The 24,845-nt window shown below is 71.8% G+C and carries 20 protein-coding genes and 1 pseudogene; 14 read left to right on the forward strand and 7 right to left on the reverse strand.

Translation table 11 applies throughout. The annotated features are described in order from the left end of the window. Positions 1-96: 96 nt before the first annotated feature. A complete protein-coding gene (asnB, locus tag ACGFU7_RS14825) occupies positions 97-1,944 on the forward strand; it encodes an asparagine synthase (glutamine-hydrolyzing) (protein ID WP_393695744.1) in 1,848 nt (615 codons plus the stop codon). Here the strand turns inward: asnB and ACGFU7_RS14830 are convergent. Further along, entirely contained in the window at positions 1,937-2,323 is a 387-nt protein-coding gene (locus ACGFU7_RS14830; protein WP_393695746.1) for a DUF6204 family protein, read from the reverse strand. The two genes, asnB and ACGFU7_RS14830, sit on opposite strands and share 8 nt — an antisense overlap. Before the next feature lie 255 nt (positions 2,324-2,578). Here ACGFU7_RS14830 and ACGFU7_RS14835 point away from each other — a divergent pair, with 255 nt between their 5' ends. Beyond that, on the forward strand, positions 2,579-4,549 hold the full coding sequence (locus ACGFU7_RS14835) for a DUF5107 domain-containing protein (RefSeq protein ID WP_393695748.1): 1,971 nt from the start codon (positions 2,579-2,581) through the stop codon (positions 4,547-4,549). A 64-nt stretch (positions 4,550-4,613) separates the two neighbouring features. Here the strand turns inward: ACGFU7_RS14835 and ACGFU7_RS14840 are convergent. From ACGFU7_RS14840 to ACGFU7_RS14850, 3 genes and pseudogenes are all read right to left on the reverse strand, one after another. Continuing rightward, positions 4,614-4,961: pseudogene (locus ACGFU7_RS14840) on the reverse strand (VOC family protein); the annotation flags it as partial. Positions 4,962-4,985: 24 nt separating this feature from the next. Continuing rightward, the gene (locus tag ACGFU7_RS14845; protein ID WP_393695750.1) at positions 4,986-5,795 is read right to left on the reverse strand and encodes a methyltransferase domain-containing protein; all 810 of its coding nucleotides are present in this window, start codon (positions 5,793-5,795) and stop codon (positions 4,986-4,988) included. Between the two features lie 209 nt (positions 5,796-6,004). Beyond that, positions 6,005-7,510, reverse strand: coding sequence for a bifunctional phosphatase PAP2/diacylglycerol kinase family protein (locus ACGFU7_RS14850; RefSeq protein ID WP_393695752.1), 1,506 nt, complete (start codon positions 7,508-7,510; stop codon positions 6,005-6,007). A gap of 82 nt (positions 7,511-7,592) precedes the next feature. Between ACGFU7_RS14850 and ACGFU7_RS14855 the strand changes: the two genes are divergently transcribed. From ACGFU7_RS14855 to ACGFU7_RS14870, 4 genes are all read left to right on the forward strand, one after another. Then, complete coding sequence (locus tag ACGFU7_RS14855; RefSeq protein ID WP_393695754.1) at positions 7,593-8,177, forward strand: TIGR03086 family metal-binding protein; 585 nt, start codon at positions 7,593-7,595, stop codon at positions 8,175-8,177. A gap of 237 nt (positions 8,178-8,414) precedes the next feature. Continuing rightward, entirely contained in the window at positions 8,415-9,245 is an 831-nt protein-coding gene (locus ACGFU7_RS14860) for an SMP-30/gluconolactonase/LRE family protein (protein WP_393696160.1), read from the forward strand. Between the two features lie 134 nt (positions 9,246-9,379). Further along, on the forward strand, positions 9,380-10,648 hold the full coding sequence (locus tag ACGFU7_RS14865; RefSeq protein WP_393695756.1) for an aminotransferase class I/II-fold pyridoxal phosphate-dependent enzyme: 1,269 nt from the start codon (positions 9,380-9,382) through the stop codon (positions 10,646-10,648). A 26-nt stretch (positions 10,649-10,674) separates the two neighbouring features. Then, positions 10,675-11,733, forward strand: coding sequence for an MBL fold metallo-hydrolase (locus tag ACGFU7_RS14870; RefSeq protein ID WP_393695758.1), 1,059 nt, complete (start codon positions 10,675-10,677; stop codon positions 11,731-11,733). Here the strand turns inward: ACGFU7_RS14870 and ACGFU7_RS14875 are convergent. The 3 genes from ACGFU7_RS14875 to ACGFU7_RS14885 all read right to left on the reverse strand — a co-directional run bounded on the left by ACGFU7_RS14875 (position 11,723) and on the right by ACGFU7_RS14885 (position 14,687). Next, positions 11,723-12,343, reverse strand: a complete 621-nt coding sequence (locus tag ACGFU7_RS14875; protein ID WP_393695760.1) for a DedA family protein — start codon at positions 12,341-12,343, stop codon at positions 11,723-11,725. The two genes, ACGFU7_RS14870 and ACGFU7_RS14875, sit on opposite strands and share 11 nt — an antisense overlap. Then, positions 12,340-13,122, reverse strand: a complete 783-nt coding sequence (locus tag ACGFU7_RS14880; RefSeq protein ID WP_393695762.1) for an MBL fold metallo-hydrolase — start codon at positions 13,120-13,122, stop codon at positions 12,340-12,342. Before ACGFU7_RS14880 ends, ACGFU7_RS14875 begins: the two co-directional genes overlap by 4 nt. Before the next feature lie 113 nt (positions 13,123-13,235). Further along, positions 13,236-14,687 (reverse strand): PucR family transcriptional regulator, encoded by a 1,452-nt coding sequence (locus ACGFU7_RS14885; protein WP_393695764.1) that lies wholly within the window; start codon positions 14,685-14,687, stop codon positions 13,236-13,238. A 98-nt stretch (positions 14,688-14,785) separates the two neighbouring features. Here ACGFU7_RS14885 and ACGFU7_RS14890 point away from each other — a divergent pair, with 98 nt between their 5' ends. The 8 genes from ACGFU7_RS14890 (at position 14,786) to ACGFU7_RS14925 (ending at position 24,821) form a co-directional block, all read left to right on the forward strand. Next, positions 14,786-16,327, forward strand: coding sequence for a purine-cytosine permease family protein (locus ACGFU7_RS14890; RefSeq protein ID WP_393695766.1), 1,542 nt, complete (start codon positions 14,786-14,788; stop codon positions 16,325-16,327). A gap of 48 nt (positions 16,328-16,375) precedes the next feature. Continuing rightward, the gene (locus ACGFU7_RS14895) at positions 16,376-16,777 is read left to right on the forward strand and encodes a YybH family protein (protein ID WP_393695768.1); all 402 of its coding nucleotides are present in this window, start codon (positions 16,376-16,378) and stop codon (positions 16,775-16,777) included. 84 nt (positions 16,778-16,861) lie between these two features. Next, positions 16,862-18,301 carry a gamma-aminobutyraldehyde dehydrogenase gene (locus ACGFU7_RS14900; protein WP_393695770.1) on the forward strand — a complete coding sequence of 480 codons (1,440 nt, stop codon included), beginning with the start codon at positions 16,862-16,864 and terminating at the stop codon, positions 18,299-18,301. Positions 18,302-18,467: 166 nt separating this feature from the next. Next, entirely contained in the window at positions 18,468-18,881 is a 414-nt protein-coding gene (locus ACGFU7_RS14905; RefSeq protein ID WP_393695772.1) for a hypothetical protein, read from the forward strand. A 100-nt stretch (positions 18,882-18,981) separates the two neighbouring features. Beyond that, positions 18,982-21,081, forward strand: a complete 2,100-nt coding sequence (locus ACGFU7_RS14910; protein WP_393695773.1) for a phage holin family protein — start codon at positions 18,982-18,984, stop codon at positions 21,079-21,081. A gap of 47 nt (positions 21,082-21,128) precedes the next feature. Beyond that, positions 21,129-23,240, forward strand: coding sequence for an NAD-dependent DNA ligase LigA (ligA, locus tag ACGFU7_RS14915; protein ID WP_393695775.1), 2,112 nt, complete (start codon positions 21,129-21,131; stop codon positions 23,238-23,240). A gap of 157 nt (positions 23,241-23,397) precedes the next feature. Continuing rightward, a complete protein-coding gene (locus ACGFU7_RS14920) occupies positions 23,398-24,222 on the forward strand; it encodes a rod shape-determining protein MreC (RefSeq protein WP_393695776.1) in 825 nt (274 codons plus the stop codon). Between the two features lie 29 nt (positions 24,223-24,251). Next, positions 24,252-24,821, forward strand: a complete 570-nt coding sequence (locus ACGFU7_RS14925) for a hypothetical protein (protein ID WP_393695778.1) — start codon at positions 24,252-24,254, stop codon at positions 24,819-24,821. Positions 24,822-24,845: the final 24 nt, after the last annotated feature.

Below are 24,845 nucleotides of genomic sequence, written 5' to 3' on the forward strand. Positions count from 1 at the left end.
CTGGTTCTGCCGGGCCTTCGCCTTCGGCATGCCGCCCATGCGACGGCACCGTGCGTACGACCGCTTTCCGGCCGGGACCGAATCGGGAGGACGCGTATGTGTGGCATCGCCGGCTGGGTCTCCTTCGACCGCGATCTGCGGGCAGCCGAAGACGTCGCGACGCTGGACGCGATGACGGAGACCATGTCCTGCCGGGGCCCCGACGACCGGGGGACCTGGATCGCCGAACACGCGGGGCTCGGGCACCGGCGGCTCGCGATCATCGACCTGCCCGGCGGACGCCAGCCCATGACCGTCGGCACACCCGAGGGAGACGTCGCCCTCGTCTACTCCGGTGAGGCGTACAACTTCACTGAACTCCGCACCGAACTGACCGCCCGCGGGCACCGCTTCATCACCGACTCGGACACCGAGGTCGTGCTGCACGGCTATCTGGAGTGGGGCGAGGCCGTCGCCGAACGGCTCAACGGCATGTACGCCTTCGCTCTCTGGGACAGCCGCCACGACAAGCTCGTCATGATCCGCGACCGGATGGGCGTCAAGCCCTTCTACTACTGGCCGACGCCCGACGGAGTGCTCTTCGGCTCGGAACCCAAGGCCATCCTCGCCAATCCGGTGGCCCGGCCCCGGGTGACCCTCGACGGGCTCCGGGAGCTCTTCACCCTCGTCAAGAACCCCGGCCACGCCGTATGGGACGGCATGTACGAGGTGGAGCCCGGCACGGTCGTCACCGTGGACCGCGGCGGCCTGCGCCGGCACGTCTACTGGCAGCTCAAGACCCGTCCGCACCCCGACGACCGGGACGCCTCGATCGTCCATGTACGGTCGCTGCTCGACGACATCGTGCGCCGCCAGCTGGTCTCCGACGTACCCCGCTGCGTCCTGCTCTCCGGCGGCCTCGACTCGTCCGCGGTCACCTTGCTCGCCGCCCAGCAGCTCGCCGAGAGCGGCGAGAAGGTCCGTACCTTCGCAGTCGACTTCGTCGGACGCACCGAGAACTTCGTCGCCGACGACCTGCGCACCACCCCCGACACCCCGTTCGTGCACGACGTGGCCGAGCAGGCGGGCACCCTCCACCGCGACATCCTGCTCGACCCGAACACCCTCGCCGACCCCGACGTACGCGCCCGGATGATCCGTGCCCGGGACATCCCCATGGGCCTCGGCGACATGGACGCCTCGCTCTATCTGCTCTTCCGGGCCATCCGCGAACACTCGACCGTCGCCCTGTCCGGCGAGTCGGCCGACGAGGTCTTCGGCGGCTACCTCCAGTTCTTCGACGAGGAGGCCCGCAGCGCCGACACCTTCCCCTGGCTGGTGCGGTTCGCCGAGCACTTCGGCGAGGACGCGGGCATGCTCCGCGACGACGTGAGCCAGGCCCTCGGCCTGGAGACGTACATCCGCGACAGCTACGACTCCGCCGTCGCCGGCATCGAACGGCTCACCGGCGAGAGCGACTTCGAGTACCGCATGCGCCGGATCTGCCATCTCCACCTGACCCGGTTCGTACGCATCCTGCTCGACCGCAAGGACCGCGCGAGCATGGCCGTCGGCCTGGAGGTCCGGGTGCCGTTCTGCGACCACCGGCTCGTCGAGTACGTCTACAACACCCCCTGGGCCCTGAAGTCCTTCGACGGCAGGGAGAAGAGCCTGCTGCGCGAGGCGACCGCGGATCTGCTTCCCCGGTCCGTGTACGGGCGGACCAAGAGCCCCTATCCGTCGACCCAGGACCCGAAGTACGCCGTCGCCCTCCAGGAGCACGCCCACGACCTGCTCGCGCGCCCGGACCACCGGGTCTTCGACCTCATCGACCGCGCCCGGCTCCAACGGGTCGCCGACCACGACGCACCCCGGATCACCTCGGCGTCCCGCCGCGGCCTGGAACGCACCCTGGACCTCGCGATGTGGCTGGACATGTACGAGCCGGAGGTGGACCTCAGCTGAGCGGGCTGCCGTCGGCGGGGCGCGCGGCGGCCGCCCCGTCGTCGCGCCGGCCCTTGTAGTTGATCTTCATGGTGTCCATGTCCGTCGCCGTGGACCGCAGTTCGCCATGGCCGTACCCCTGCTCCTTCAGCAGCGTCTCGGCCCGGTCCTCGGCGATCGCGGATGCCATCTCCTCGCCGTCCTCCGCGTCCGACACGACCACGAACCGGAAGCTGAAATGCTTGAGCACACGGTCGTACGTCAGGGAGCCCTCCTCGGTGAACTGCATCGCGCTCAGGCCGTGCAGGTCCACCTCGGACAGGAGCCGGGCGCGCGCCTCATCCGTCAGGCCGTCCCAGGTACCGCGCACGATCACTCGGTAGGTGTGCTGCGTGCTCATCGTGTTTCCCGCTCCGCATTCCGCTCGTGAACCGTCGAGGGCCAAGGTTACGGCGGTGGGGACGGGGCGCACGCGAATTATCGCGGGGGCGGCAGCCCCGAGGCATTGCAAGGAGGGCGGCCTCGGCCGTCGCCTCCGTGGTCCTTTGCCGAAGTCTGACGGCGACGCCCCTGGCCGGGCCGCTGTCCAGCGTGTTCCATGGTCATCGGGGGGCGCCCGGACCTGCGGCGGCCCGCGTGAGGGAGCGAGGTTGCCTTGGCCACGACCGTACGACGTGCCGTACTGACTCTGCCCGCCGCACCACTGGGCCCGGAGAACCCGCTGCCCGCACTGCGGCCGCTCGACGAGATGCATGTCGTCGACGACCGCGACCGGGCCGGACTGCCACGTGACATGGCACGCCAGATCGGCTACGAACCACTGGCCACTGTGCTCCCGGTCCGCATCCTCGACGGGTACGGGCGCGAACGCGTCCCCACCGGACTGGACGCGATCATCATCGAGAACGACCGGCTGCGGGCCACCGTGCTGCCCGGGCTCGGCGGCCGCATCCACTCCCTCCACCACAAGCCGACCGGCCGCGAACTCCTCTACACCAACCCCGTCCTGCAGCCCGCCGATTTCGCGCTCAACGGCGCATGGTTCTCCGGCGGCATCGAATGGAACATCGGCGCCACGGGTCACACCACACTGTCCTGCGCCCCGGTCCACGCCGCCCGGGTGCCCGCACCCGACGGCGGTGAAATGGTCCGCCTCTGGGAGTGGGAGCGGCTGCGCGACCTGCCGTTCCAGGTGGACCTCTGGCTGCCCGAGGACTCCGACTTCCTGCACGTCGGCGTACGGATACGCAATCCGCACGAACACACCGCACCCGTCTACTGGTGGTCCAACATCGCCGTACCCGAGGGCGAGCGCACCCGCGTCCTGGCACCGGCCGACGAGGCATGGCACTTCGGTTACGAGCGGACCCTGACCCGGGTCCCGGTACCCGAGACCGGTTCCGTCGACCGTACGTACCCGCTGCGCGGCGACTTCCCCGCCGACTACTTCTACGAGGTGCCCGACGGCGCCCGTCGCTGGATCGCCTCCCTCGACGAGGGCGGCCACGGACTCGTCCAGACGTCGACCGATCTGCTGCGCGGCCGAAAGCTGTTCCTGTGGGGCAGCGGCCCGGGCGGGCGCCGCTGGCAGGAGTGGCTCACCGAGCCCGGCACCGTCGGATACGCCGAGATCCAGGCCGGACTCGCCCGTACCCAGCTGGAACACATCCCCCTCGAACCGGGCGCAGAGTTCAGCTGGCTGGAGTCGTACGGACCGCTGTCCGCGGACCCCCGGGCCGTGCACGGAGACGACTGGGCGGCAGCCCGCGCCGAGACCGAGCGACGGCTCGCCGAGGTGCTGCCGCGCGCCGATGTCGACGCCGCGTACACCGCCTGGCGACCCTTCGCCGACACCGAGCCCGGCGAATCGCTCGCCACCGGCTCCGGCTGGGGCGCCCTCGAAGTCCGGCGTGGCACGTACAAGCTCCCCGGCACACCGTTCGCCGAGTCGACCCTGGGTGAACAACAGGAACCCTGGCTGGACTTGCTTGACCAGGGCGTCTTCCCCGAACCGTGCAGGGTCACCCCGCCCGGCCCCTCCCTGGTCTCCCCGCACTGGCGCGACATGCTGGAGACGGCCTCCGCCGAACCCCTCACGGAGTATCACCTCGGCGTCGCCCAGTGGCACGCCGGCGACCGCGCCCAGGCGGTCCGCAGCTGGGAACGCGGACTGGCTCTCGCCCCGTCCCGCTGGCCGCTGCTGCGCTGCCTCGCCGTCGCCGCCGAGGAGGGCGGCCAGCGGGACCGGGCGGCCGACCTCTACACCGAGGCGTTCGACGACCTGTGCGCGGAACGTCGCGACGACGGCGATGCCTGGACGTCCGCCACGGCGGCGCTCGGCCGCGAGGCGATGGAGGCACTGCTGACGGCAGGGCGCCCCGAAGCGGCCCGGACGGTGTGGACCGGGTTGCGCCCGGCTGTCCAACAGCGCGGCCGCTCACGCCTGTTGGAGGCCCGGCTGCTGATCGCCGAGGGCGACCGCGCCGCCGCCCGGGCCGTTTTCGACGAGGGCTTCGAGGTCGCGGATCTGCGCGAGGGTGCGGAGATCCTGGACGAGGTGTGGGCCGAGCTCACCGACGAGCCGCTGCCGGACAGGTACAACTACCGGATGCGCCCCCGGACGTGACGGCGAAGGCCGTCCGGCCCGCGCCAACCTCCACCGGCGCGGGTCGGACGGCCGCGGGTCGGACGGTCAGGTTCCGGTCGACGTACTCGAAGACCGGGCCGTCCGGATGCACCGCGATCAGATTGCGGCCCACCGGCGTCGGTACCGGCCCTGCGAGGATCCGGGCGCCGACGCGGGTGAGGGGGGCATGGGCTTCGTCGACATCCTTGACCGCGATCGTCGCCGTCACCTTGCGAAGGATCTCCAGCTCCGACTCCGGGCCGCTCATCAGCAGAAAGCAGCTGATCGCCGCGACCGAGACCCCTCCGCGCTCGAAGCGCGGCGCAGAACTGGCCGTGAGATCCTCGTGGAAGGCCACCGCGGCCTCCAGGTCGTCGACGCAGATACGCAGCGTGGTTCCCAGAATGTCTATGCGGACAAGGGTAGTTGGCGGTGCTCAGGCCCGGCAGAGCACCTCGCCGTGCGGGACCATGAACCAGGCGTCGTCCTGTGCACCCCACTCGCGCCAGGCCGCGGCGATCGCGGCCAGCTCCCCGGTGCTTGCGTGGCCGCCGTCCACGGCCAGCTTCGCGTACACCGAGCCGACCGTACGGTCCGCCCACAGTCCGCTCCACCAGGCGCGGCTCTCCGGGGTGGCGAAGCACCAGTTGCCGGCGGTCGGGGCGATGTCGGTGAAGCCGGCCCGGCGGGCCCAGGAGAGCAGCCGGCGGCCCGCGTCCGGCTCGCCGCCGTTGGCGCGGGCCACCCGTGCGTACAGTTCCTGCCAGGCGTCCATGCCCGGTACCTCGGGGTACCAGGTCATCGCCGCGTAGTCGCTGTCGCGGGCCGCGACGATGCCGCCGGGGCGGCAGACGCGCCGCATCTCGTGCAGCGCCTGTACCGGGTCGCCCACGTGCTGGAGCACCTGATGGGCATGGACCACGTCGAAGGAGTCGTCGGGGAAGTCCAGGGCATGGACATCGGCGGTGGTGAACTCGACGTTGTCCAAGCCGCGTTCGGACGCGGCCTCGGCCGCCCGGTCCAGGATCTCCCGAGTGGTGTCGACTGCGGTCACCCGGCCGGGGGCGACCAGCGCGGCCAGATCCGCAGTGATGGTGCCGGGTCCGCAGCCGACATCCAACACGGCCATGCCCGGGCGGAGTTCGTCGATCAGATACGCGGCGGAGTTGGCGGCGGTGCGCCAGCGGTGCGAGCGCAGCACCGACTCGTGGTGGCCGTGGGTATAGACGGCGGTCTCCTTCGGCATGGCCGTGGATCCTTTCTCAAAACGCAGAGCGCGAAATGCGAACCGCGAAGCGCTGATCGATGCGGTCACCGTACGCTCGAATGTCGAATGATGAGATGTGCGTCTTGACATATGGACGCGCCAGGGTTGACCGGTATGCGGAAGGGGCGGCCAACCGGCAGTCGGCCGCCCTTTGTTCGCTCGCGCGTGGCTGATTCCCGGACGCTCCTCTACACCGGCATCGGGCAGTACACCGTCAGTGCCTCCGGAAGCTTGTCGATCATCAACTCGCGTCGGCTGTACGCCACTTCGCCGTCGTACGCATAAGGTGTGCCGGGCTTCAGGCCGGCGATCCGCACCCTCCGGCGCCGTTCCGCCGCATGTACGGGGGAGCGGGTCAGCGGGCCCGCGACGGCTGCCGCGAGCAGGCGCAGGCCCGGCGTGCGTCCGCCGTGCACCACCCGTACGTCCAGCAGGCCGTCCGCGAGATTGTGCCGGCGGCCGGGTGCCGGACCCACCCGCTGGAACAGGCCGTTGCCCACGAACAGCAGCCACAGCGGGCGCCGCCGACCCTCCAGCTCCGCCTCCAGCGGGCGCTCGCCACGCAGCACCTCCCATGCCGCGACCAAGCCCGCCGGCCAGCCCCCGATTCGCGGGGCCCAGCGCTCACGGGTCCGTACCAATTCCGGATAGACGCCCAGGCTGAAGGCGTTGAGAAAGTAGCCGTGCCCGCCATCGGGCCCCTCGGGTCCGGGCCGGAAACGGCCGAGGTCGACCCGTACCGCATCGCCCGCGGTCAGCGCGGCGCAGGTGTCGTCCACGGTCTCGATGCCCAGGTCGTACGCGAAGTGGTTCAGCGTTCCGCCCGGGAACACGGCGAGCGGCAGACCGTGTGCGGCGGCGACGGCCGCGGCCCGGTTGACCGTGCCGTCCCCGCCGCAGATCCCCAGTGCCCTGCCCCGTCCCGCGGCCTTCTCCAGCTCGGCGGAGAGCTCCTCGGGGGCGCACTCCACCACCTCGGCGCACGGCAACGCGTTCCGTACCAGCGAGGCCGTCGCGGTCGCCGTGCCCGATTCCTCGTTGACGACGACCACCAGGTCCTGGCCGGCCGGCAGCGCGGGCGCATGGCCGGGCGGGCGGCCGGGTGCCGGGAGCTGTCCGCGGGTCGGTACGACACCCCGCAGCGCCAACGCGGCCCCGGCGCCCAGCACCGCACCGGCCAGCACATCACTCGGATAGTGGACTCCGGTGTAGACGCGGGAGGCGGCGACGGACAGGGCGAGCGGTGCGACGACCGCACCCCAGCCCTTCGATTCGAGGGCGACACCCGTGGCGAAGGCCGCGGCCGACGCGGCGTGCCCGGAAGGGAAGGACGTGGTGAACGGCTGACGCTTGAGCTGACGGATCACCGGCACGGTGTCCAGCAGCGGACGCTCCCTGCGCACCGTGCCCTTGCCGATGGTGTTGATCGCGGCCGACGCCACGGCCAGCGAGGCGATCCCGCGCAGCGCGGCCCGCCGGGCCCGGGCACTGCCGCCCAGCGCCGCCAGGCCCGCCGCGGCACCGAACCACAGCAGCCCGTGATCGGCGCTGCGGCTCAGTCGTGGCAGCACGGGCTCGGCGCCCGGCCAGTTCCGGTGGGCCAGGCCATGGAACACGGCGAGATCGCGGCGGTGCAGCCAGTCGCGCAGTGCGGTGGACGACGGGACGGTGAACGGGGCACGCGGTGAAGACATGGGACAGCGAATACCCCGCCCGGACGTGCCGAACCAGGAGGCGCGCTCGCGCGCCCGTCACGGGCCGGGGAGGGTGGACCCCATGGCATCTGTCTCCACCAGCGAAATTCTCGACCGCCACGGCGAGGCGCTCCGGCTCTTCACGGACCGGGTGCATGGCGTACGCGACGACCAGTGGTCCGCACCGACGCCGTGCACCGAATGGACCGTCCGCGATCTGGTCACCCATCTCGTCTCCGAGCAGCTCTGGGTGCCACCCCTGCTCACCGAGGGCCGCACCGTCGCCGAGGTCGGTGACGCCTTCGACGGCGATGTGCTGGGCGACGACCCCGTAGCCGTGTGGGACCGGGCGGCGGACGGGGCGCGCCAGGCCTTCGAGGCGCCCGGTGCCCTGGAGCGGACGGTGAACCTGTCGTACGGGAACAGTGCCGCCGATGCCTACTGCGCGCAGATGGTCGCCGACGCGGTGGTGCACGCCTGGGACCTGTCCCGGGCCATCGGCGCCGACGAGCGGCTGCCCGCACCACTGGTCGCGTTCACACGCCGCGAGGTCGGACCGTATGCGAAGGATCTCTCGCAGAGCGGCCTGTTCGCTCCGCCCGTCGAGACCCCCGCGGACGCAGACCCGCAGACCGAGCTGCTCCCGCTCCTCGGCCGGTGGGCCTGACCTCACCCGCGGTCACCGGCATTGTCGCGGCAAGTGCCACCCGACTACCTTGTGTTCGTGATTCCGGCCGATGGCCGAAGTGCCGAACGTGAGAGATGGGTGCACGACCATGGGGCGACTCGTTCCCGCGGTGACCAGGGCTCCGGACGTGCTCGAGCTCTTCCTCCACGGCGACGCCGCGTTCTGCGGCCTGCTCGGACACCGCGAGGGGCAGAAGTGACCACCACACGCCTGGATATGGCCGTACACGAGCAGGCCGAGCTCGGCGAGGGACCGACCTGGGATCCCGTCACCGGCCGGCTGATCTGGGTCGACATCATCTCCGCCCGCGTGCACACCTACGACCCGGCGAGCGGCCGCCGTACGGTGATGGCCACCGAACAGCACGTCGGAGCGGCCAAGCCGCGCGCCGGTGGCGGACTTGTGGTCAACCTGCGCGACGGCATCGGCCTGTACGACCCCGACGGCGCCTTCCACTGGCTGGTCCACGACCCCGAGCCCGGGCGGCGCGGCAACGACGCGGGGGTCGCTCCGGACGGGGCGCTGTGGGCGGGCACGATGCGCTACGACGGTGCGGCGACCGGCGGCAGCCTCGCCCGCATCGCATCCGACGGCGCGGTCACCTCGGTGCTGCCCGTCGTGGCCTGCGCAAATGGCGTCGGGTGGAGCCCGGACGGGCGGCTGATGTACTTCATCGACACGCCCACGCGCCGTATCGACGTCTTCGACTTCGACGGTCAACACGCCGTGAACCGACGCCCGTTCGCCACCGTCGAGCAAGGTGCGGGATTCCCCGACGGGCTGACGGTCGACTCCGAGGGAGCCGTCTGGGTCGCCCTTTGGGACGGCGCCGCGGTGCGCCGCTACACGGCCGACGGCGCCCTGGACCGGATCGTCGGACTCCCCGTACAGCGCCCGACGGCCTGCGCCTTCGGCGGTACGGACCTGCGCGACCTCTACATCACCTCGGCCCGCGCCGGGCTCGCCGCCCCGCATCCGCTGTCCGGCTCGCTGCTGGTGCTGCCGGACGCGGGGCACGGGATGCCCGGGACGGCCTTCGCGGGCTGAGCCCGCCTCCCGGCTGCCGGGCGGGAGGCTCGTCGGCTCCGCTGGGCGGGCGCGGTCGGTCGAACCCTCGTATAAAGGGGCCTGAGTGCGCGACGACGGCACAGGGTGACGGGGCGGCGGCGAAGGAGGCCCGGATGGCGCGGAAGCAGACCGGACGGGCGGGGCGCAAGGAGCGGGGCGGGAGTGGTGCGAATACCGTGCGGGAGGACCGCGGTCCTGTCCGGTACGGGCCGCCCGCACCCGATCCCGGTCTGCCCGTCCTGCCGGAGCTGGCCGAGGTGCTCGCCGCCGCGGCCGGCCGCAGCGAACCCGAACCGACCGGCGGCGGCGACGCCCTGCGCGAGGCCGCGACCGCCTACTGGGAGCGGCGCGGACTGCACGGCAGCCCGGAGAACATCGCCGCCGCCCCGGGCGCCTCGCCGCTGCTGCTCGCGCTGATCGCCGCGCACGGCGGCGACGTGCTCATGCCGCGCCCCTGCACAGCCACCTGGATCCCGCAGGCCCGGCTGCTGGGCAGGCCCGCCTACCATGTGCCGACCCCGGCCGAGTGCGGCGGCGTGCCCGATCCTTACGCGCTGCTGGAGACCGTACGCAGGGTGCGCGCCGAGGGAGGCAGGCCCCGGCTGCTGCTGATCTCCGTCGTCGACGACCCGACCGCCACGGTCGCCCCGCCGGAACTCGTGCGCGAGGCGTGCGAGGCGGCGGTCGCCGAAGGGCTGCACATCGTCAGCGACGAGACCTGGCGCGACACCCTGCACCGGCCGCACGACACGGTCCTGCTCAGTCCGGCCGAGATGTGCCCCGACGATGTCACGGTCGTCTGTGATCTCGCCGGTGCGCTGACCCCGTCCGCCTGGCCGGTCGCGGTCGCCCGTTTCCCGGACACCGAGCGGGCGGCGGTGCGCCATGCCCGTACTCTCGACATCCTCACCGCACTCGGCGCGCACGTCGCGGGGCCCGTCGCCATGGCCGCCGCCCACGCGCTGCGCGAACCGGATTCCGTCACCGACCGGGTCCGCCGGGCCGCCGCGCTCCAGGCGCAGGTCGCGGCAGCGGCCCACCGCGCGGTCCTCGCATCGGGCGCGCTGGCCAGGCCCCCGCAGGCCGGCCGCCATCTCTACGCCGACCTCGGGCCGCTCAGATCCAAGCTGGCGAACCGCGGTGTCACGGACTCCCTGGAACTGGAGGAATACCTGACGGAGCGTCTCGGTGCACCGGCGCCGGGCGGCCACCGGTTCGGCGACGAACTGGGGGCGCTGCGCGTACGGCTGGGCACCGGGACGCTGCTCGGGTCGACTCCGGAACAGCAGATGGAGTCCCTCACCGCTGTGGAGCCCCTGGAATTGCCGCATGTCGCTCAAGCCCTGAGCATTTTCGGAGCAGCCCTCGACGAACTCCGATGACGAAACGCCGAGACGGGAGTCTCTCGATGACGGAACAGACCGAGCGCTCCCCCACCGGGACCGCGCACCCGCACCAGGTTTCTCTCGGCGAGGTCGTCGAGCCGCGTCCGCTCGGCGAGCTCCGGATCTGGCCCAGGACCTTCGCCGACCGGCTCACCGCACCGCTGCCTGGTGTCATGAGCATGTCCCGGCTGGCCCGTGAGCGCGCCCTGCGGCCCGACCCGGAGGGACTGCGCGGCATCCACCGGCTCCCGTACGCCCCCGAACCCCTGCCCGCCACCCCTGCGGGCACCACATCCGTGACCTGGGCCGGGCACGCCAGCTGGATCGTGCGCACCGGCGGGCTGACCGTCCTCACCGACCCCGTCTGGTCCCGGCGCATCCTCGGCACCCCGGCCAGGATCACCCCGGTCGGCGTCCGCTGGGAGGACCTGCCGCCCGTCGACGCCGTCGTCATCAGCCACAACCACTACGACCACCTCGATGCCCCCACCCTGCGCAGACTGCCCAAGGACACTCCGCTGTTCGTCCCCGCCGGGCTCGGCCGCTGGTGCCGACGTCGCCGCTTCACCTGTGTCACCGAACTCGACTGGTGGGAATCGGCACAGCTGAACGGCGTCCGCTTCGACTTCGTGCCCGCCCACCACTGGTCCAAGCGGACCCTCACGGACACCTGCCACTCCCTGTGGGGCGGCTGGATCATCGGCACCGCCGGCCGCGACGGGCAGCGGATCCACTTCGCCGGCGACACCGGGTACGGGCACTGGTTCGGCGAGATCGGCCGCCGGTACCCCGGCATCGATCTGACCCTGCTGCCGATCGGGGCGTACGAACCGCGCTGGTGGCTCGGTGACGTACACACCGATCCGGAGGAGGCCGTGCAGGCGTACGAGGACCTCGGCGCCCGCGCGATGGCGCCGATGCACTGGGCCACCTTCCTGCTCTCGGCGGAGCCGGTACTCGAACCCCTGACCCGACTGCGTACCGCCTGGCAGCGGGCCGGACACCCCCGGACACGGCTCTGGGACCTGCCGATCGGCGGCTCCCGCGTCCTTGAACCGGCCCCCCGCACGATCAGTGGCTGAACCGCGCCCGCATCCTGCGCCACACCGCGGGCGTCCCGCTGATCAGCAGCGTCAGACCCACCGCCGCGACCACACCCTGCCACGGCTCGGGAAAGAGCGAACCGCCCAGAATGCCGATCAGCTGGTACGTCGCCGCCCACGCCAGACAGGCCGGCACATCCCCGCGGGCGAACCGGCGCAGCGGCATCCGGCCCAGCAGACAGGCCAGCATCACCGGAATCCGCCCCGCCGGCACCAGCCTCGACAGCACGAGCACCACAGCACCGTGCTCGTCCAGCTTCTGCTGCGCCTGAGCCAGTCGCTCCGGAGCGGCCCGGTCGCTGATCGTCTTCAGCCACTTCGAGCCGTTCTTCGACCGCACCCCGCGCTGACCGAGCCAGTACAGGCAGATGTCGCCGAGGAACGCCGCGGCCGACGCCACCCCGAAGACGATCAGCAGCGAGAACGGCGACGACTGATGCAGCGCCACCACCGCGGCCGAACTCACCAGCGCACCCGTCGGCACCACCGGCACCAGTGAGCCCAGCGCCACCAGCAGGAACAGGGACGGATAGCCGACCGCCTGCTGCGTCGACTCCGGGGGCAGCTGTCTCACGACCTCCTGGATCACCTGGCGGCCTCCGGCCGCACATGTTCGCCGTGGGACAGCCGGTGCACGGCCACCTCCGGCGCCAGCAGCGCCGCCTTGCGGACGAACTCGTCACCGGGTGCGTGGAACTCGTGCGGCCTGACTCCGTCCATTCCGATCGGCCAGTACGTGCCGTAGTGCACCGGCACGGCCGACCGCGGCGCCAGCCGGGCCAGAGCCTGCGCGGCCCGGCCCGCGTCCAGATGACTGTGGCCCAGATACGGACCCCAGCCGCCCACCGGCAGCAGCGCAACGTCCACCGGACCGACTGCCTGGGCCATGTCGTCGAAGAGCCCGGTGTCGCCGGCGAAGTATGTGCGTGCCTCGCCCTCGACCACATAGCCGAGCGCGGGGGAGCGGTGCGGGCCCATGGGCAGGCGCCTGCCGTCGTGCAGTGCGGGAACCGCCCGTACCCGCACCTCGCCGACCCGGACCTCGTCGCCCGGTGCCACCTCGGTGATCCGCAGCCCGCGCACCGAGCGCAGCACCCGCAGCCCCGGCACCGAGCGCACCGCACCCACCGGCACGATCAGCCGGCTGCCGGGGGCGAGCCGGGCCAGTGACGGCAGATGGAGATGATCGGAGTGCAGATGCGAGACGAGCACCACATCGGCGACCGCGGCCTGGGGGCCGGGCAGCTTGCCGCGGCGGCGGCGCAGATGTGCGAAGCGCCGTGCGAAGAGCGGATCGGTCAGCACACGGACCCCGGAGTCCTCGATCGTGCAGGTGGCATGACCCCACCAGGTGACTTCCACCGGCACGCGGTGCCTCCTCGTTCCCGGGTTCCTTGTTTCCGGCCCTGGCATCGAGCCTAGTGCCGTGACCGGAACGGGTGACCCGGCTCCGTCCGGTCGTTGCCTTCGGCCGGTCACTCTCAGTCGGTGAGGCCCAGCGCCCCCGCCGCCTGAATGGCCAGCCAGACCTCCGCCAGGGCCCCCGTGGATGCCATGTCACGGTCGGTCAGCGTGCCGAAGCGGCGCAGCCGGTAGGCGAGGGTGTTCGGGTGGATGTGGAGCGCGGCAGCCGCCGTCTCCGTGCGGCGGTCCCGCTCCATCCACGTACGGACCGAGACCAGCAGCTGCGAGTCATGGGCTTCGTCGTAGCGCAGGACCTCGCCCAGCACATGCTCGACCAGCGCGGTCAGGACCGCAGGGTCGTCGGGGAGCCAGCGGCCCAGGGAGTCGTCGCCGTAGCGGACCACGGAGCGGCCCGACTCGACGGCCTTCGAGACCGCCCAGAGCGCCTCGCGCTGAGCCACCCGCAGTGGGGCGCCCGGCAGGAACGGGCGGCTCATCCCGGCCGCCACGTCCGGCAGTTCACCGATCTCCGCGGCCAGCTGCGGTGCCCCCAGGACATAGCGGTCCGTACCCCAGGTGAGCAGCAGATGCGGATGGTCCTGGAGACAGCGCAGCAGTGCCTCGTCCGTGGTCTGCCGCACCACGATCAGCACGGTGTCGCCCTCGATCGCATGCCGGGCGAGTCTGCGCCGGGCCGCCTCCGGGTCCAGTACCTCCTGAAGGAGTTCGGCCAGCGTCTCCGCGCCCTCGCGGCGCAGCGTCTCGCGCTCGTTGCGCACCATCGCGACCCGCAGCGCCGCCACCGTGGCGATGTGCTGGACGACGGCGAGCCCGGCGGGCTGGGCGCCCTCCCGCTCGTACGCGACGAGGAATCCCGCCGGGCCGCCGGGCGCCGGCACGGGCAGCACGAACCCGCCCGGGACGGTCGGCGGAGCGTCCACGGAAGCGGGCAGGACACCCGGCTCCGGCACCGGAACGCCGGGCAGCAGGGGGCGCCCCTGGGGCGTGCAGAGATACACGTCGTAACCGGAGAGGCGTTCCAGACGGCGCAGCAGCGTCGGCGTGTCGAGATCCTCGGCGACCAGCCAGCGCAGCGAGCCGAAGACCTGGAGCTGGGCGCCGAGCCGGTGCCTGGCGTCCTCCTGGACCGAGGCGGCGACCTCCTGGGAGACCGCGATGAAGGGGACGGCGAGCGGGACCTCCAGGACCGGGAAGCCGCGCTCCTCGGCCGCCCGGAAGAAAGCGTCGTGCAGCGGTGGCATGTGCAATTGCGCAGACAGGGCGAGCGCGGAGACACCGGCGTCGTCGAGCCGCTCCAGATAGGCGCGCTGTCCGGCGGCGGTACGCGGGACCGCCAGGCCCGCCGTCATGATCACCTCGGCGCCCAGCAGCCAGGGCGTCGGATCGGCGAGTTCGCTGGCGTGCGCCCAGGACACGGAGCGGCCCAGACCGCTGCTGCCCGCCTTCACGGAGAGCTGAAGAGCGGGGAAGGAGAGCAGATCCTCAACGGTGAGTTTGTCGCTGGCCACAGACAACAGCGTAGTGCTCTGTGATGTGCACAATTGTCGACCGTCGTCCGGGGCCACAGACTGTGGAACCGTCCCCATGAACAAGAGGTGGAGCGCACGTGACTGCTTCGATCACCGAAGTCGAGACCAATGGTGTCGAGCGGATTCCCGATGCCGACCGCACCGCCCGTCCGATCGACCTCTTCCGGCTCGCCTTCGGCGGCGCCAACACCTTCGCGACGTGCGTGCTGGGCGCCTTCCCGATCCTGTTCGGGCTCTCCTTCTGGCAGGGACTCGCGGCGACGCTGCTCGGCCTTGTCGCCGGTGCGCTGCTGCTCGCCCCGATGGCGCTGTTCGGCCCGGCCAACGGCACCAACAACGCCGTCTCCTCCTCCGCCCACCTGGGCGTGCACGGCCGGATCGTCGGCTCGTTCCTCTCGCTGCTCACCGCGGTCGCGTTCTTCTCGATCTCGGTGTGGTCCTCGGGCGACGCACTCGTCGGCGGCGCACACCGACTCGCCGGCGTGCCCGAGTCCAATGTGACGTATGGCATTGCATACGCGATCTTCGCCGGGCTCGTCCTGGTGGTCTGCATCTACGGCTTCCGTTTTATGCTGATGGTCAACAAGATCGCGGTGATCGCCGCATCGGCGCTCTTCGTCCTCGGCGCCTTCGCCTTCGCGGGAGACTTCGACGCGAGCTACGCGGGCAGCTTCGCCTCGACCGCCGACCCGCTGTTCTGGCCGTCGTTCATCGGCGCCGCGCTGATCGTGCTGTCCAATCCGGTCTCCTTCGGTGCGTTCCTCGGCGACTGGTCCCGCTACATCCCGGCCACGACGCCCCGCCGCCGGGTGATGGGCGCCGCGTTCCTCGCCCAGATCGCCACACTGCTGCCCTTCGTCTTCGGCCTCGCCACCGCCTCGATCATCGCGTCCAAGGCCGCCAAGTACGTCGACCCGGCCGCGCCCAACTACGTCGGCGGACTGCTCGCCATCTCGCCCGGCTGGTACTTCCTGCCGCTCTGCCTGATCGCCCTGATCGGGGGCCTGTCCACCGGCACGACCGCCCTGTACGGCACCGGCCTCGACGTCTCCAGCGTCTTCACCCGCTTCAGCCGGGTGCAGTCGACGTTCTTCATCGGCGCCCTGTCGATCGCCTTCATCTTCATCGGCCGCTTCGCGCTCAACCTCGCCCAGTCCATCTCCACCTTCGCGACGCTGATCATCACCTGCACCGCCCCGTGGATGATCGTGATGGCACTCGGTTACGTCACCCGGCGCGGCTGGTACGACGCGGACGCGCTCCAGGTCTTCAACCGGCGCCAGACCGGTGGCCGCTACTGGTTCAACCACGGCTGGAACTGGCGCGGGATGTCCACCTGGTTCCTCTCCGCCGGTGTGGCGCTCCTGTTCACCAACCTGCCCGGCCAGTTCGTCGGCCCGCTCGGCAACCTCGCGAACGGGGCGGACATCTCCCTGCCGGTCGGCCTGGCCCTCGCGGCCGTGGTCTACCTCGGCCTGCTCACCCTCTTCCCCGAGCCGCGCGGGGTGTACGGCCCGGACGGCCCCCGATTCGTCAGGGCCTCGGACACGGCGGTTCCGTCCATCACCGGCGGCCCGCACGAGGAGACCGTCGCCGCCGAACCGGCCACCGCGCTCTGAACGGCCCGGCCTCCGACGCCTGCCCCGCCCCGTAACCAGGAGCTGTACATGAGCACCACCCACGTCCAGGAAGTCCAGGCCGCTGCCGACGCGCTGATCGCCGCCTTCGCCGAAGGCCGCCTCGACGACTACTTCGGCTCCTTCGCCCCGGACGCCACGTTCGTCTTCCACTCCACCCCGCAGCGGCTCGGCTCCACCGCCGAGTACCGGACGCTGTGGCAGCAGTGGGTGGCACAGGACGACTTCCGCATCGTGCGCTGCTCCTCGACCGGACAGCTGATCCAGCACTACGGCACCACGGCCGTCTTCAGCCATGACGTGGAGACCACGATCGCCACCCGGGCCGGCGAGGAGACCGTCCACGAGCGGGAGACGATCGTGTTCGCCCGCGCCGCCGACGGCAGCTGGCCCGCGGTCCACGAGCACCTGTCCGCCCGTACAGCCGCCTGACCGAGCGCTCCGTTCGTACAACTGCCCGACCGAGCATCCCACCCGTACCGCTACCGCCGCCCGACCACGAGAGAGACCGGTTCCATGAGCACCACGTTCCGCAATTACATCGACGGCGTCTTCGCGGACGCCTCGGACGGCCGCACCCTCGACGTCGTGGACCCCAGCACCGGCGAGGTCTACGCGACCTCCCCGCTCTCCGGCGATGCGGACGTCGACGCGGCCATGGCAGCCGCCGCTGCCGCGTTCCCCGTCTGGCGGGACACCACCCCGTCCGTACGGCAGCTGGCCCTGCTGAAGATCGCCGACGCGATGGAGGCGCGGGCCGACGAACTGGTGGCCGCCGAGAGCCGTGACACCGGCAAGCCGCTCCACCTCACCCGCAGCGAGGAGCTGGCCCCGGCCATCGACCAGGTCCGCTTCTTCGCCGGTGCGGCGCGGATGCTCGAAGGCCGCTCGGCCGGCGAGTACATGGAGGGGCTCACCTCGATCATCCGCCGCGAGCCGGTCGGCGTCTGCGCGCAGGTCGCGCCGTGGAACTACCCCCTGCTGATGGCCGTGTGGAAGTTCGCGCCCGCGCTCGCCGCAGGCAACGCCGTCGTCCTCAAGCCGTCCGACACCACCCCGGCCTCCACCGTTCTGATCGCCGAGATCATCGGCGGCGTACTGGAGGAGCTGGAGCTGCCCCGCGGCATCTTCAACGTCATCTGCGGCGACCGCGAAACCGGCCGAGCGATGGTCGAGCACCCGACCCCGGCGATGGCCTCCATCACCGGTTCGGTACGGGCCGGCATCCAGGTCGCGCAGAGTGCGGCCAAGGACGTCAAGCGCGTCCACCTGGAGCTCGGCGGCAAGGCCCCGGCGGTGATCTTCGAGGACGCGGACCTGGAGAAGGCGGTCGAGGACCTGATCGTCGGCGGCTTCTTCAACGCCGGCCAGGACTGCACGGCAGCGACCCGCGTCCTCGTCCAGGAGTCCGTCCACGACGAGTTCGTCGCCGCCCTGGCCAAGGCCGCCGCCGACACGAAGACGGGGCAGCCGGACGACGAGGACGTGCTGTACGGCCCGCTCAACAACGCCGGCCAGCTCGCCCAGGTCAGCGGCTTCATCGACCGCCTCCCGGAGCATGCCGAGGTCGAGGCGGGCGGCCACCGGGTCGGCGAGAAGGGCTACTTCTACGCCCCGACCGTCGTCTCCGGCCTCCAGCAGGACGACGAGATCATCCAGAACGAGGTCTTCGGCCCGGTCATGACCGTCCAGTCGTTCACGGACGAGGCCCAGGCCGTCGCGTACGCCAACGGCGTCGACTACGCCCTCGCCTCCTCCGTATGGACCAAGGACCACGCACGGGCGATGCGGATGTCCAAGAACCTCGACTTCGGCTGCGTGTGGATCAACACCCACATGGCACTCGTCGCCGAGATGCCGCACGGCGGCTACAAGCAGTCCGGGTACGGCAAGGACCTCTCCGCGTACGGCTTCGAGGACTACACCCGCATCAAGCACGTCATGACGTCGCTCTGACCCACCCGTCCCATGTGCGCCCCGCCCCGTCCGGCGAAGTCCCGGGGCGGGGGCGCACCGGCGTTCCGTGCCCGTACTCCGCACTCCTCCCGTCCCGACATGCGCCTTTTTGTACGGGAGCCGGAGGGGTAGGGTCGCCCGTACGCCTAGCACGGGGAGAACGGACATGGGGGACGCAACGGACGTACGGGTGGCGGCCATCGCCAGTCTCACGCCGCTCGAAGAGCTCGACAGCGATCCGTTCCTCGTGGACACCCGCAGCCAGCACGACATGTGCGCCCGCTGGGCCGCCGACAAGGGATACGTCGTCACCCGACAGTTGCGCTTCTACGGGCTGCGCCCCGACCACCACTCCCTGTGGACGGATGTCGAGAGCGGCGATGTCGAACTCTTCGTCGCCGCCAACGACCGGGTGCTGGCGCGGGCCCTCACCTCGGTGCCGGAGTTCGCCGCGGAGTGCGAGCGGCGCGGCGTACGGCTGGAGATCGCGGGGCTGGACGAGCCGCCGTACAACGCCCGTACGAAGGCGAGTGTGCACCGCAGGCTCTCCATGCCCACCGCCGGATACGACGGCTGCTGACCGGTCTCCTGCCCGCTGCCGCAGGAGGCCCGCGGCCGCGCTGTGAAAAGCTGGGGGACAGGGCCCGGAACGGCGGGGTCCGGACGTGAGGTGGAACGGCGTGGGTGACGGGCGATGGCGAACAGCCGGCAGCGCCCTGATGCGAGTGGTTGTGGTGTGGGCGGTCTCGACGCTCACGATGCTGGCGCTCGCCGGGATTCTGCCGGACTTCCAGCTCCAGTCGGACGACGGCGACAGCATCACCAAGATCGCGTTCACCGCGGCCTGGGGCGCCGGAGCGTTCGGTCTGCTCTCGGCACTGGTCTGGCCGGTCCTGGTACGGGCGCTGCTCGTCGTGCCCGCACTCGTCCTCGGGATGCTCGTCTTCTTCCTGAACGGCTCGCTGCTGCTGGTCGCCCTGCGGCTCATCCCGGACGGGCGCGGCGCCGCCAACCCGGAGACCGCGGTCGTCGTCGCGGCCGTGATGTCCGCCGTCGCCTCCGCGACCTCCACGGCGCTGGCCGTCCGCGACGACAACGCCTACCGGCGCCGGCTCTCACGGCTCGCCGACCGCCGCCGCCGACGCAGCGGTGCGGACAGCGGGCGCAGCGGACCGCCGGGCACCGTCTTCATCCAGCTCGACGGCGTCGGCCATGACGTGCTCGCCCGGGCGGCCGAATCCGGCCTGATGCCGACCGTCACGAACTGGCTCGCCGACAAGGAGGGCCACCGGCTCACCCCGTGGCGCACCGACTGGTCCAGCCAGACCGGCGCCAGCCAGCTCGGCATCCTGCACGGCAGCAACCACGACGTCCCCGCCTTCCGCTGGTACGAGAAGGAGACCGGCGACGTCATGGTCTCCAGCCGCCCCGCGAGCGCCATAGAACTCCAGCGCCGGGCCATCGCACGCACCCATGACGGCGGGCTGCTCACGCTCGACGGTGCCAGCCGCGGCAACCTCTTCAGCGGCGGCGCCGACCAGCTGGCGCTCGTCCTGTCCATGGCGGCCCGGCTCGGCAAGGGCCGCCGCTCCCGCGCCGGGTACTTCGCCTACTTCTCCGATCCGGCCAACGCCGTCCGTACCGCGCTGTCGTTCGCCGCCGAGGTCTGCCGCGAGATCGGCCAGTCCACCAGGGCGCGGATACGGAAGGACACGCCCCGGATCAAGCGCGGCGGGCTCTACCCCTTCATCCGGGCCTTCGCGACGGTCGTCGAACGCGATGTGGTGGTCGCAGCCGTCATCGGGGACATGTTCGCCGGTCGCGCCGCCGTCTACGCCGACCTGGTCGCGTACGACGAGGTGGCGCATCACTCCGGACCGAACAGCCGCGACGCGGAGAAGGTGCTCGCGCGCCTGGACCGTTCGCTCGCCCTGATCGTCAAGGTCGCCGAACACACCCCGCGCACCTACCGGATCGTGCTGCTCTCCGACCACGGACAGAGCCCCGGCGAGACCTTCGCGGGGGCGTACGGGCTGACGCTCAAGGACCTGGTGCGGGCGGGCTGCGGGCTGCCCGTACCTCGTCGGGCGCAGCGCACCCGCAGCGGTTCGGAGGCGCGTGACGCGGTACGGATCGCCCTGCACCGGCCGGTCGAGGAGGGCAAGGCCGAACACCGCGCAAAGCCGTCCGACCCGGTCGTCCTCGCCTCCGGCAACCTCGGCCTGATCTCCTTCCCCGACATCGAGGGACGTGCCTCGCGCGAACAGCTCGACCGGAGCCGTCCCGCACTGCTCGGAACCCTCGCCAACCACCCCGGCATCGGCTTTCTGCTGGTCCGCAGCGAGCGGCACGGATCGGTGGTGCTGGGCCGCGGCGGCGCCGAGGTCCCGGTGTCGGAACTGAAGGACGGGGAAGGGCCGCTTGCCTCCTTCGGCCCGGGCGCGGCGGCCGCGGTGTGCCGCACCGACACCTTCCCGCACGTCGCCGACATCATGGTCAACTCGATGCACGACGGGTCCACGGGCTGTGTGCACGCCTTCGAGGAGCAGATCGGCTCGCACGGTGGTCTGGGCGGCGAGCAGTCCCGGCCGTTCCTGCTGTGGCCGGCGGATCTGTCGGCGCCGGTGGCCCAGGGCACGGAGCTGGTGGGGGCCGAGCAGGTGCACGAGGTGCTGCGGCGCTGGCTGAGGGAGTGCTCGGGGCCGCAGATACCGCTGGCCGCTCCGGGCGCGGTGGGTGGCGCCGACGAGGCTGACGGAACGGTTCAGGCGGCCGGCTGAGGGGCGTTGTCCCTGCTGAGAGGGCGTTGTCAGTGGTGGGCGGCAGGATGGGGGCCATGACGAACTCAGCTGTTGTGCTCGCCGATACCGCCGCCTACGCTGCCGCGGTCGAAGAAGCGTCACAGGCCGCCGCCGCGTACTACGCCACGGGCGAGAGCACGCTCGACGACGATGCGTACGACCGGCTGGTACGGGGGATCGCCGCATACGAACAGGAGCACCCGCAGGAGGCGCTGGAGGCGTCCCCGACCGGCAAGGTGGCGGGCGGCACTGCAAGCGGGGACGTGCCGCACACGGTGCCGATGCTGTCCCTGGACAACGTCTTCTCGGCCGAGCAGTTCGCCACCTGGACGGCGTCGCTGGAGCGCCGGATCGGCAGGCCTGTCGCCGCGTGGAGCGTGGAGCCGAAGCTCGACGGCCTGGCTGTCGCCGCCCGTTACCGTGCGGGCCGTCTGGAGCGGCTGATCACCCGGGGCGACGGCACCGCGGGTGAGGACGTCTCGCATGCGATCGGCACCGTGGCCGGCCTCCCCGAGCAGCTCACCGAGCCGGTGACGATCGAGATGCGCGGCGAGATCCTCATGACGACCGAGCAGTTCGAGCAGGCCAACACCGTGCGGACCGAGCACGGCGGCGCCCCCTTCGCCAACCCGAGGAACGGCGCGGCGGGCACACTCCGCGCCAAGGACCGCGCGTACACGGTGGAGATGACGTTCTTCGCCTACGGTGCCCTGCCGCTGCCCGAGTCCGGAGAGCTGACCGACACCCTCGCCGAACTCCCGCACAGCGAGGTCCTGGAGTACGTCGCCGGGCTCGGCGTGCACACCGCGGCGGACACGGATGTGGCACCGCGCACCGTCACCGCCGTCGAGGAGGTGCAGCGCCGGGTCGAGGAAGTCGCGGCCCGGCGCGCCTCGTTGCCGTTCGGCATCGACGGCATCGTGATCAAGGCCGATCTCGCGGCCGACCAGCGCGAGGCCGGTTCCGGGACCAGGGCGCCGCGCTGGGCCATCGCCTACAAGCTCCCGGCCGTCGAGAAGGTCACCCGGCTCCTCGGCGTCGAATGGAACGTGGGCAGGACCGGCATCATCGCGCCGCGCGCCGTACTGGAACCGGTCGAGATCGACGGCTCGACCGTCAGCTACGCCACGCTGCACAACCCGGCCGACATCACCCGCCGTGATCTGCGCCTGGGCGACCGTGTGATGGTCTACAAGGCGGGCGACATCATCCCCCGTATCGAGGCGCCCGTCGCCCATCTGCGGACCGGTGACGAGCAGCCCATAGTCTTCCCCGAGGCATGCCCGCAGTGCGGCTCCGAGATCGACACCAGCGAGCAGCGCTGGCGCTGTGTCCGCGGCCGCGACTGCCGCCTCGTCGCCTCCATCTCGTACGCGGCGGGCCGTGATCAGCTCGACATCGAGGGCCTGGGCGCCACCCGGGTCGTCCAGCTCGTCGACGCCGGCCTGGTGGCCGACTTCGCCGACCTCTTCACCCTCGACCGGGAGCAGCTGCTCGGCCTGGAGCGGATGGGCGAGACCAGCACCGACAACCTCCTGGCCGCCATCGAAACGGCACGGACGCAGCCGCTCTCCCGGGTCTTCTGCGCGCTGGGGGTGCGCGGCACCGGGCGCTCCATGTCACGGCGGATCGCCCGGTACTTCGCGGACATGGACCGGATCAGGGCCGCCGACGCCGAGGAGCTCCAGCGGGTCGACGGCATCGGCAAGGAGAAGGCCGCGGGCGTCGTCGCGGAGCTGGTGGAGCTGGCCCCGCTGATCGAGAAGCTGGTGGCCGCCGGGGTCAACATGACGGAGCCCGGTGCGACGCCGCCGCCCGAGCCGGGCGAGGAGGGCACGGAAGCGGCTGCCGCTGCGGACGGGGAGGGGGCCGCCGGTCTGCCGCTGGACGGGATGAACGTGGTGGTCACCGGCGCCATGACGGGCGTGCTGGAGAAGCTCTCCCGGAATCAGATGAACGAACTGATCGAGCGAGCGGGCGGGAAGTCATCGTCCAGCGTCTCCAAGCGCACCACGCTCCTGGTCGCCGGAGAGAAGGCCGGATCCAAGCGCACCAAGGCCGAGGACCTCGGTGTCCGGATCGCCGCACCGGACGAGTTCGCCGAACTGATCGCCGGGTTCCTCCCGTCGGAGGTGTGACACCCGGCGGAGACGTCGCCGTGCCCGAGCCCTTGGATTTTGCCAGGGAGTGGCTTTCTTTGCCTCCCTATTGCATAGTGAGGGCTCGGTCATGCCTCGCTACCAGCGGGTCAATGGGTGTGCGAACGGCTGCGTTGGCAGGCCGGTGGGAGGGGCGATGCGTGCGCTGCACGACGGACCGCGACGTGGCCGGTCCGTCCGCCAGGAGTACCGGGGCGTCACCCGCGGCCTCGCCCTCGACCTCGGCAGCTCCCGGATCCGCGCCTGGATGCCCGGGCGCGGCGTCATCACCGACACCGACGCCTGCGGCGACTTCGGCGCCGGGCCGGGGCACGGCCGCCCGGTCCGGCGAGGACGCATCGCCGACCCCGTGTCCTGCGGCCGGATGCTCGGCCGTATCGCCGATACGGCCCTGGGCGCGGACCGCACCGGCACCGTGATCGTCCTCAGCCATCCTGTCCTCGCCGGGTCCGAACACCGCGCCGCAGCAAGAGAGCTGATCGCCGCACTCGGGCCGACGAGCGTCATCGCCCTGGACAGTGCGAGGGCCGCCGCCGCATACGCCGGACCGCAGGACGGCGGCCCGCTGCTCGTCGTCGACATCGGCGCCGAGCTGACCGAGGCGACCCTCCTCGTCGACGGACTGGTCCGCGACGCCCGCCAGGCCGAGACGGGTCTGAGCGACCTCGACGCCTGCGAGCCGCCCACCGCCGTCGTCCGCACCGTCCTGGACATGGTGGACGAGATGTGGAAGCAGGACCGGCACGGCGCCGTCCTGGGGGCCCTGCGCAAGGGCCCGTTGCTTGCCGGGGGCGGCGCCACCCGCCCGGACATCACCGACCGGATCGCGGTCCGCCTCGGCGTTCCGGTACGTCTTGCCGACGACCCGGCGACCACGGTCGTACGCGGCGCCGGGCTGATACTCAGCTCCGTGCTCCGCCGAGCCGGCGCGGCACCGGCCCTGCCCGGCCGAACGAGGTGACCCCACTCCCGGGGCCGCCCCCGGGGAATGTGCCCCCGAGGGCACGGCCGGGCGCCCCGGCACACCGCAGAACCGCACAGGCGGCCCGGCAGGTCTTCGTCGCGCTCCTTCTCGCCGTCCTCACCGTCGTTGGCGGCGCCCCCGCAGCCGCCGGATCCGTACTCCCCGCCCGGCCGTTCGCCGGTGTGCCGCCCTCCGCCGCGTACTCACCCGACGCCCATCAGCCCACCCTGCACGCGGACAGGACCGCCCGCTCGGGCACCGCCCACGACACCCGGCGCACCCGCACGGCCACGGCGACCGACCACCACCGGGCGACGCCGACGACGACGCCCCGGCCCAGGGCCGGCACCGACCACGCCCGCACCCCGCACCATCTCCCGCCGCACGGCCCCGACTTCCTGTTGCCCGGTGCACCCGGCATCCGCGTACCGCACCACGCCCACCGGCGGGCCCCCGCAGCACCCCCTCGTGCCGCCGACCGCTTCCGCGTCGCACTCCCCGACGTACGCGGGCCTCCGAGGACGGCCGTTCACCGGCCACCGGTCCTGCCACCGGCCCCGTCCCACAGACCCGCCGGAACGTCCTCGCCGAGGTGAGGGCGCCCGGCGCCCCCTCGGAGG

Source organism: Streptomyces sp. NPDC048473 (assembly GCF_043200155.1).
GTDB lineage: Bacteria > Actinomycetota > Actinomycetes > Streptomycetales > Streptomycetaceae > Streptomyces.

Excerpts from the sequence above, each read along its gene's own strand:
- ACGFU7_RS14920 (WP_393695776.1), top strand. The coding sequence starts at position 23,398 with ATGCGTGCGCTGCACGACGGACCGCGACGTGGCCGGTCCGTCCGCCAG.
- ACGFU7_RS14850 (WP_393695752.1), bottom strand. The coding sequence starts at position 7,510 with ATGTCTTCACCGCGTGCCCCGTTCACCGTCCCGTCGTCCACCGCACTG.
- ACGFU7_RS14865 (WP_393695756.1), top strand. The coding sequence starts at position 9,380 with ATGGCGCGGAAGCAGACCGGACGGGCGGGGCGCAAGGAGCGGGGCGGG.
- ACGFU7_RS14900 (WP_393695770.1), top strand. The coding sequence starts at position 16,862 with ATGAGCACCACGTTCCGCAATTACATCGACGGCGTCTTCGCGGACGCC.
- ACGFU7_RS14860 (WP_393696160.1), top strand. The coding sequence starts at position 8,415 with ATGGCCGTACACGAGCAGGCCGAGCTCGGCGAGGGACCGACCTGGGAT.
- ACGFU7_RS14905 (WP_393695772.1), top strand. The coding sequence starts at position 18,468 with ATGGGGGACGCAACGGACGTACGGGTGGCGGCCATCGCCAGTCTCACG.
- ligA (WP_393695775.1), top strand. The coding sequence starts at position 21,129 with ATGGGGGCCATGACGAACTCAGCTGTTGTGCTCGCCGATACCGCCGCC.
- ACGFU7_RS14895 (WP_393695768.1), top strand. The coding sequence starts at position 16,376 with ATGAGCACCACCCACGTCCAGGAAGTCCAGGCCGCTGCCGACGCGCTG.
- ACGFU7_RS14830 (WP_393695746.1), bottom strand. The coding sequence starts at position 2,323 with ATGAGCACGCAGCACACCTACCGAGTGATCGTGCGCGGTACCTGGGAC.
- ACGFU7_RS14870 (WP_393695758.1), top strand. The coding sequence starts at position 10,675 with ATGACGGAACAGACCGAGCGCTCCCCCACCGGGACCGCGCACCCGCAC.
- asnB (WP_393695744.1), top strand. The coding sequence starts at position 97 with ATGTGTGGCATCGCCGGCTGGGTCTCCTTCGACCGCGATCTGCGGGCA.
- ACGFU7_RS14855 (WP_393695754.1), top strand. The coding sequence starts at position 7,593 with ATGGCATCTGTCTCCACCAGCGAAATTCTCGACCGCCACGGCGAGGCG.
- ACGFU7_RS14845 (WP_393695750.1), bottom strand. The coding sequence starts at position 5,795 with ATGCCGAAGGAGACCGCCGTCTATACCCACGGCCACCACGAGTCGGTG.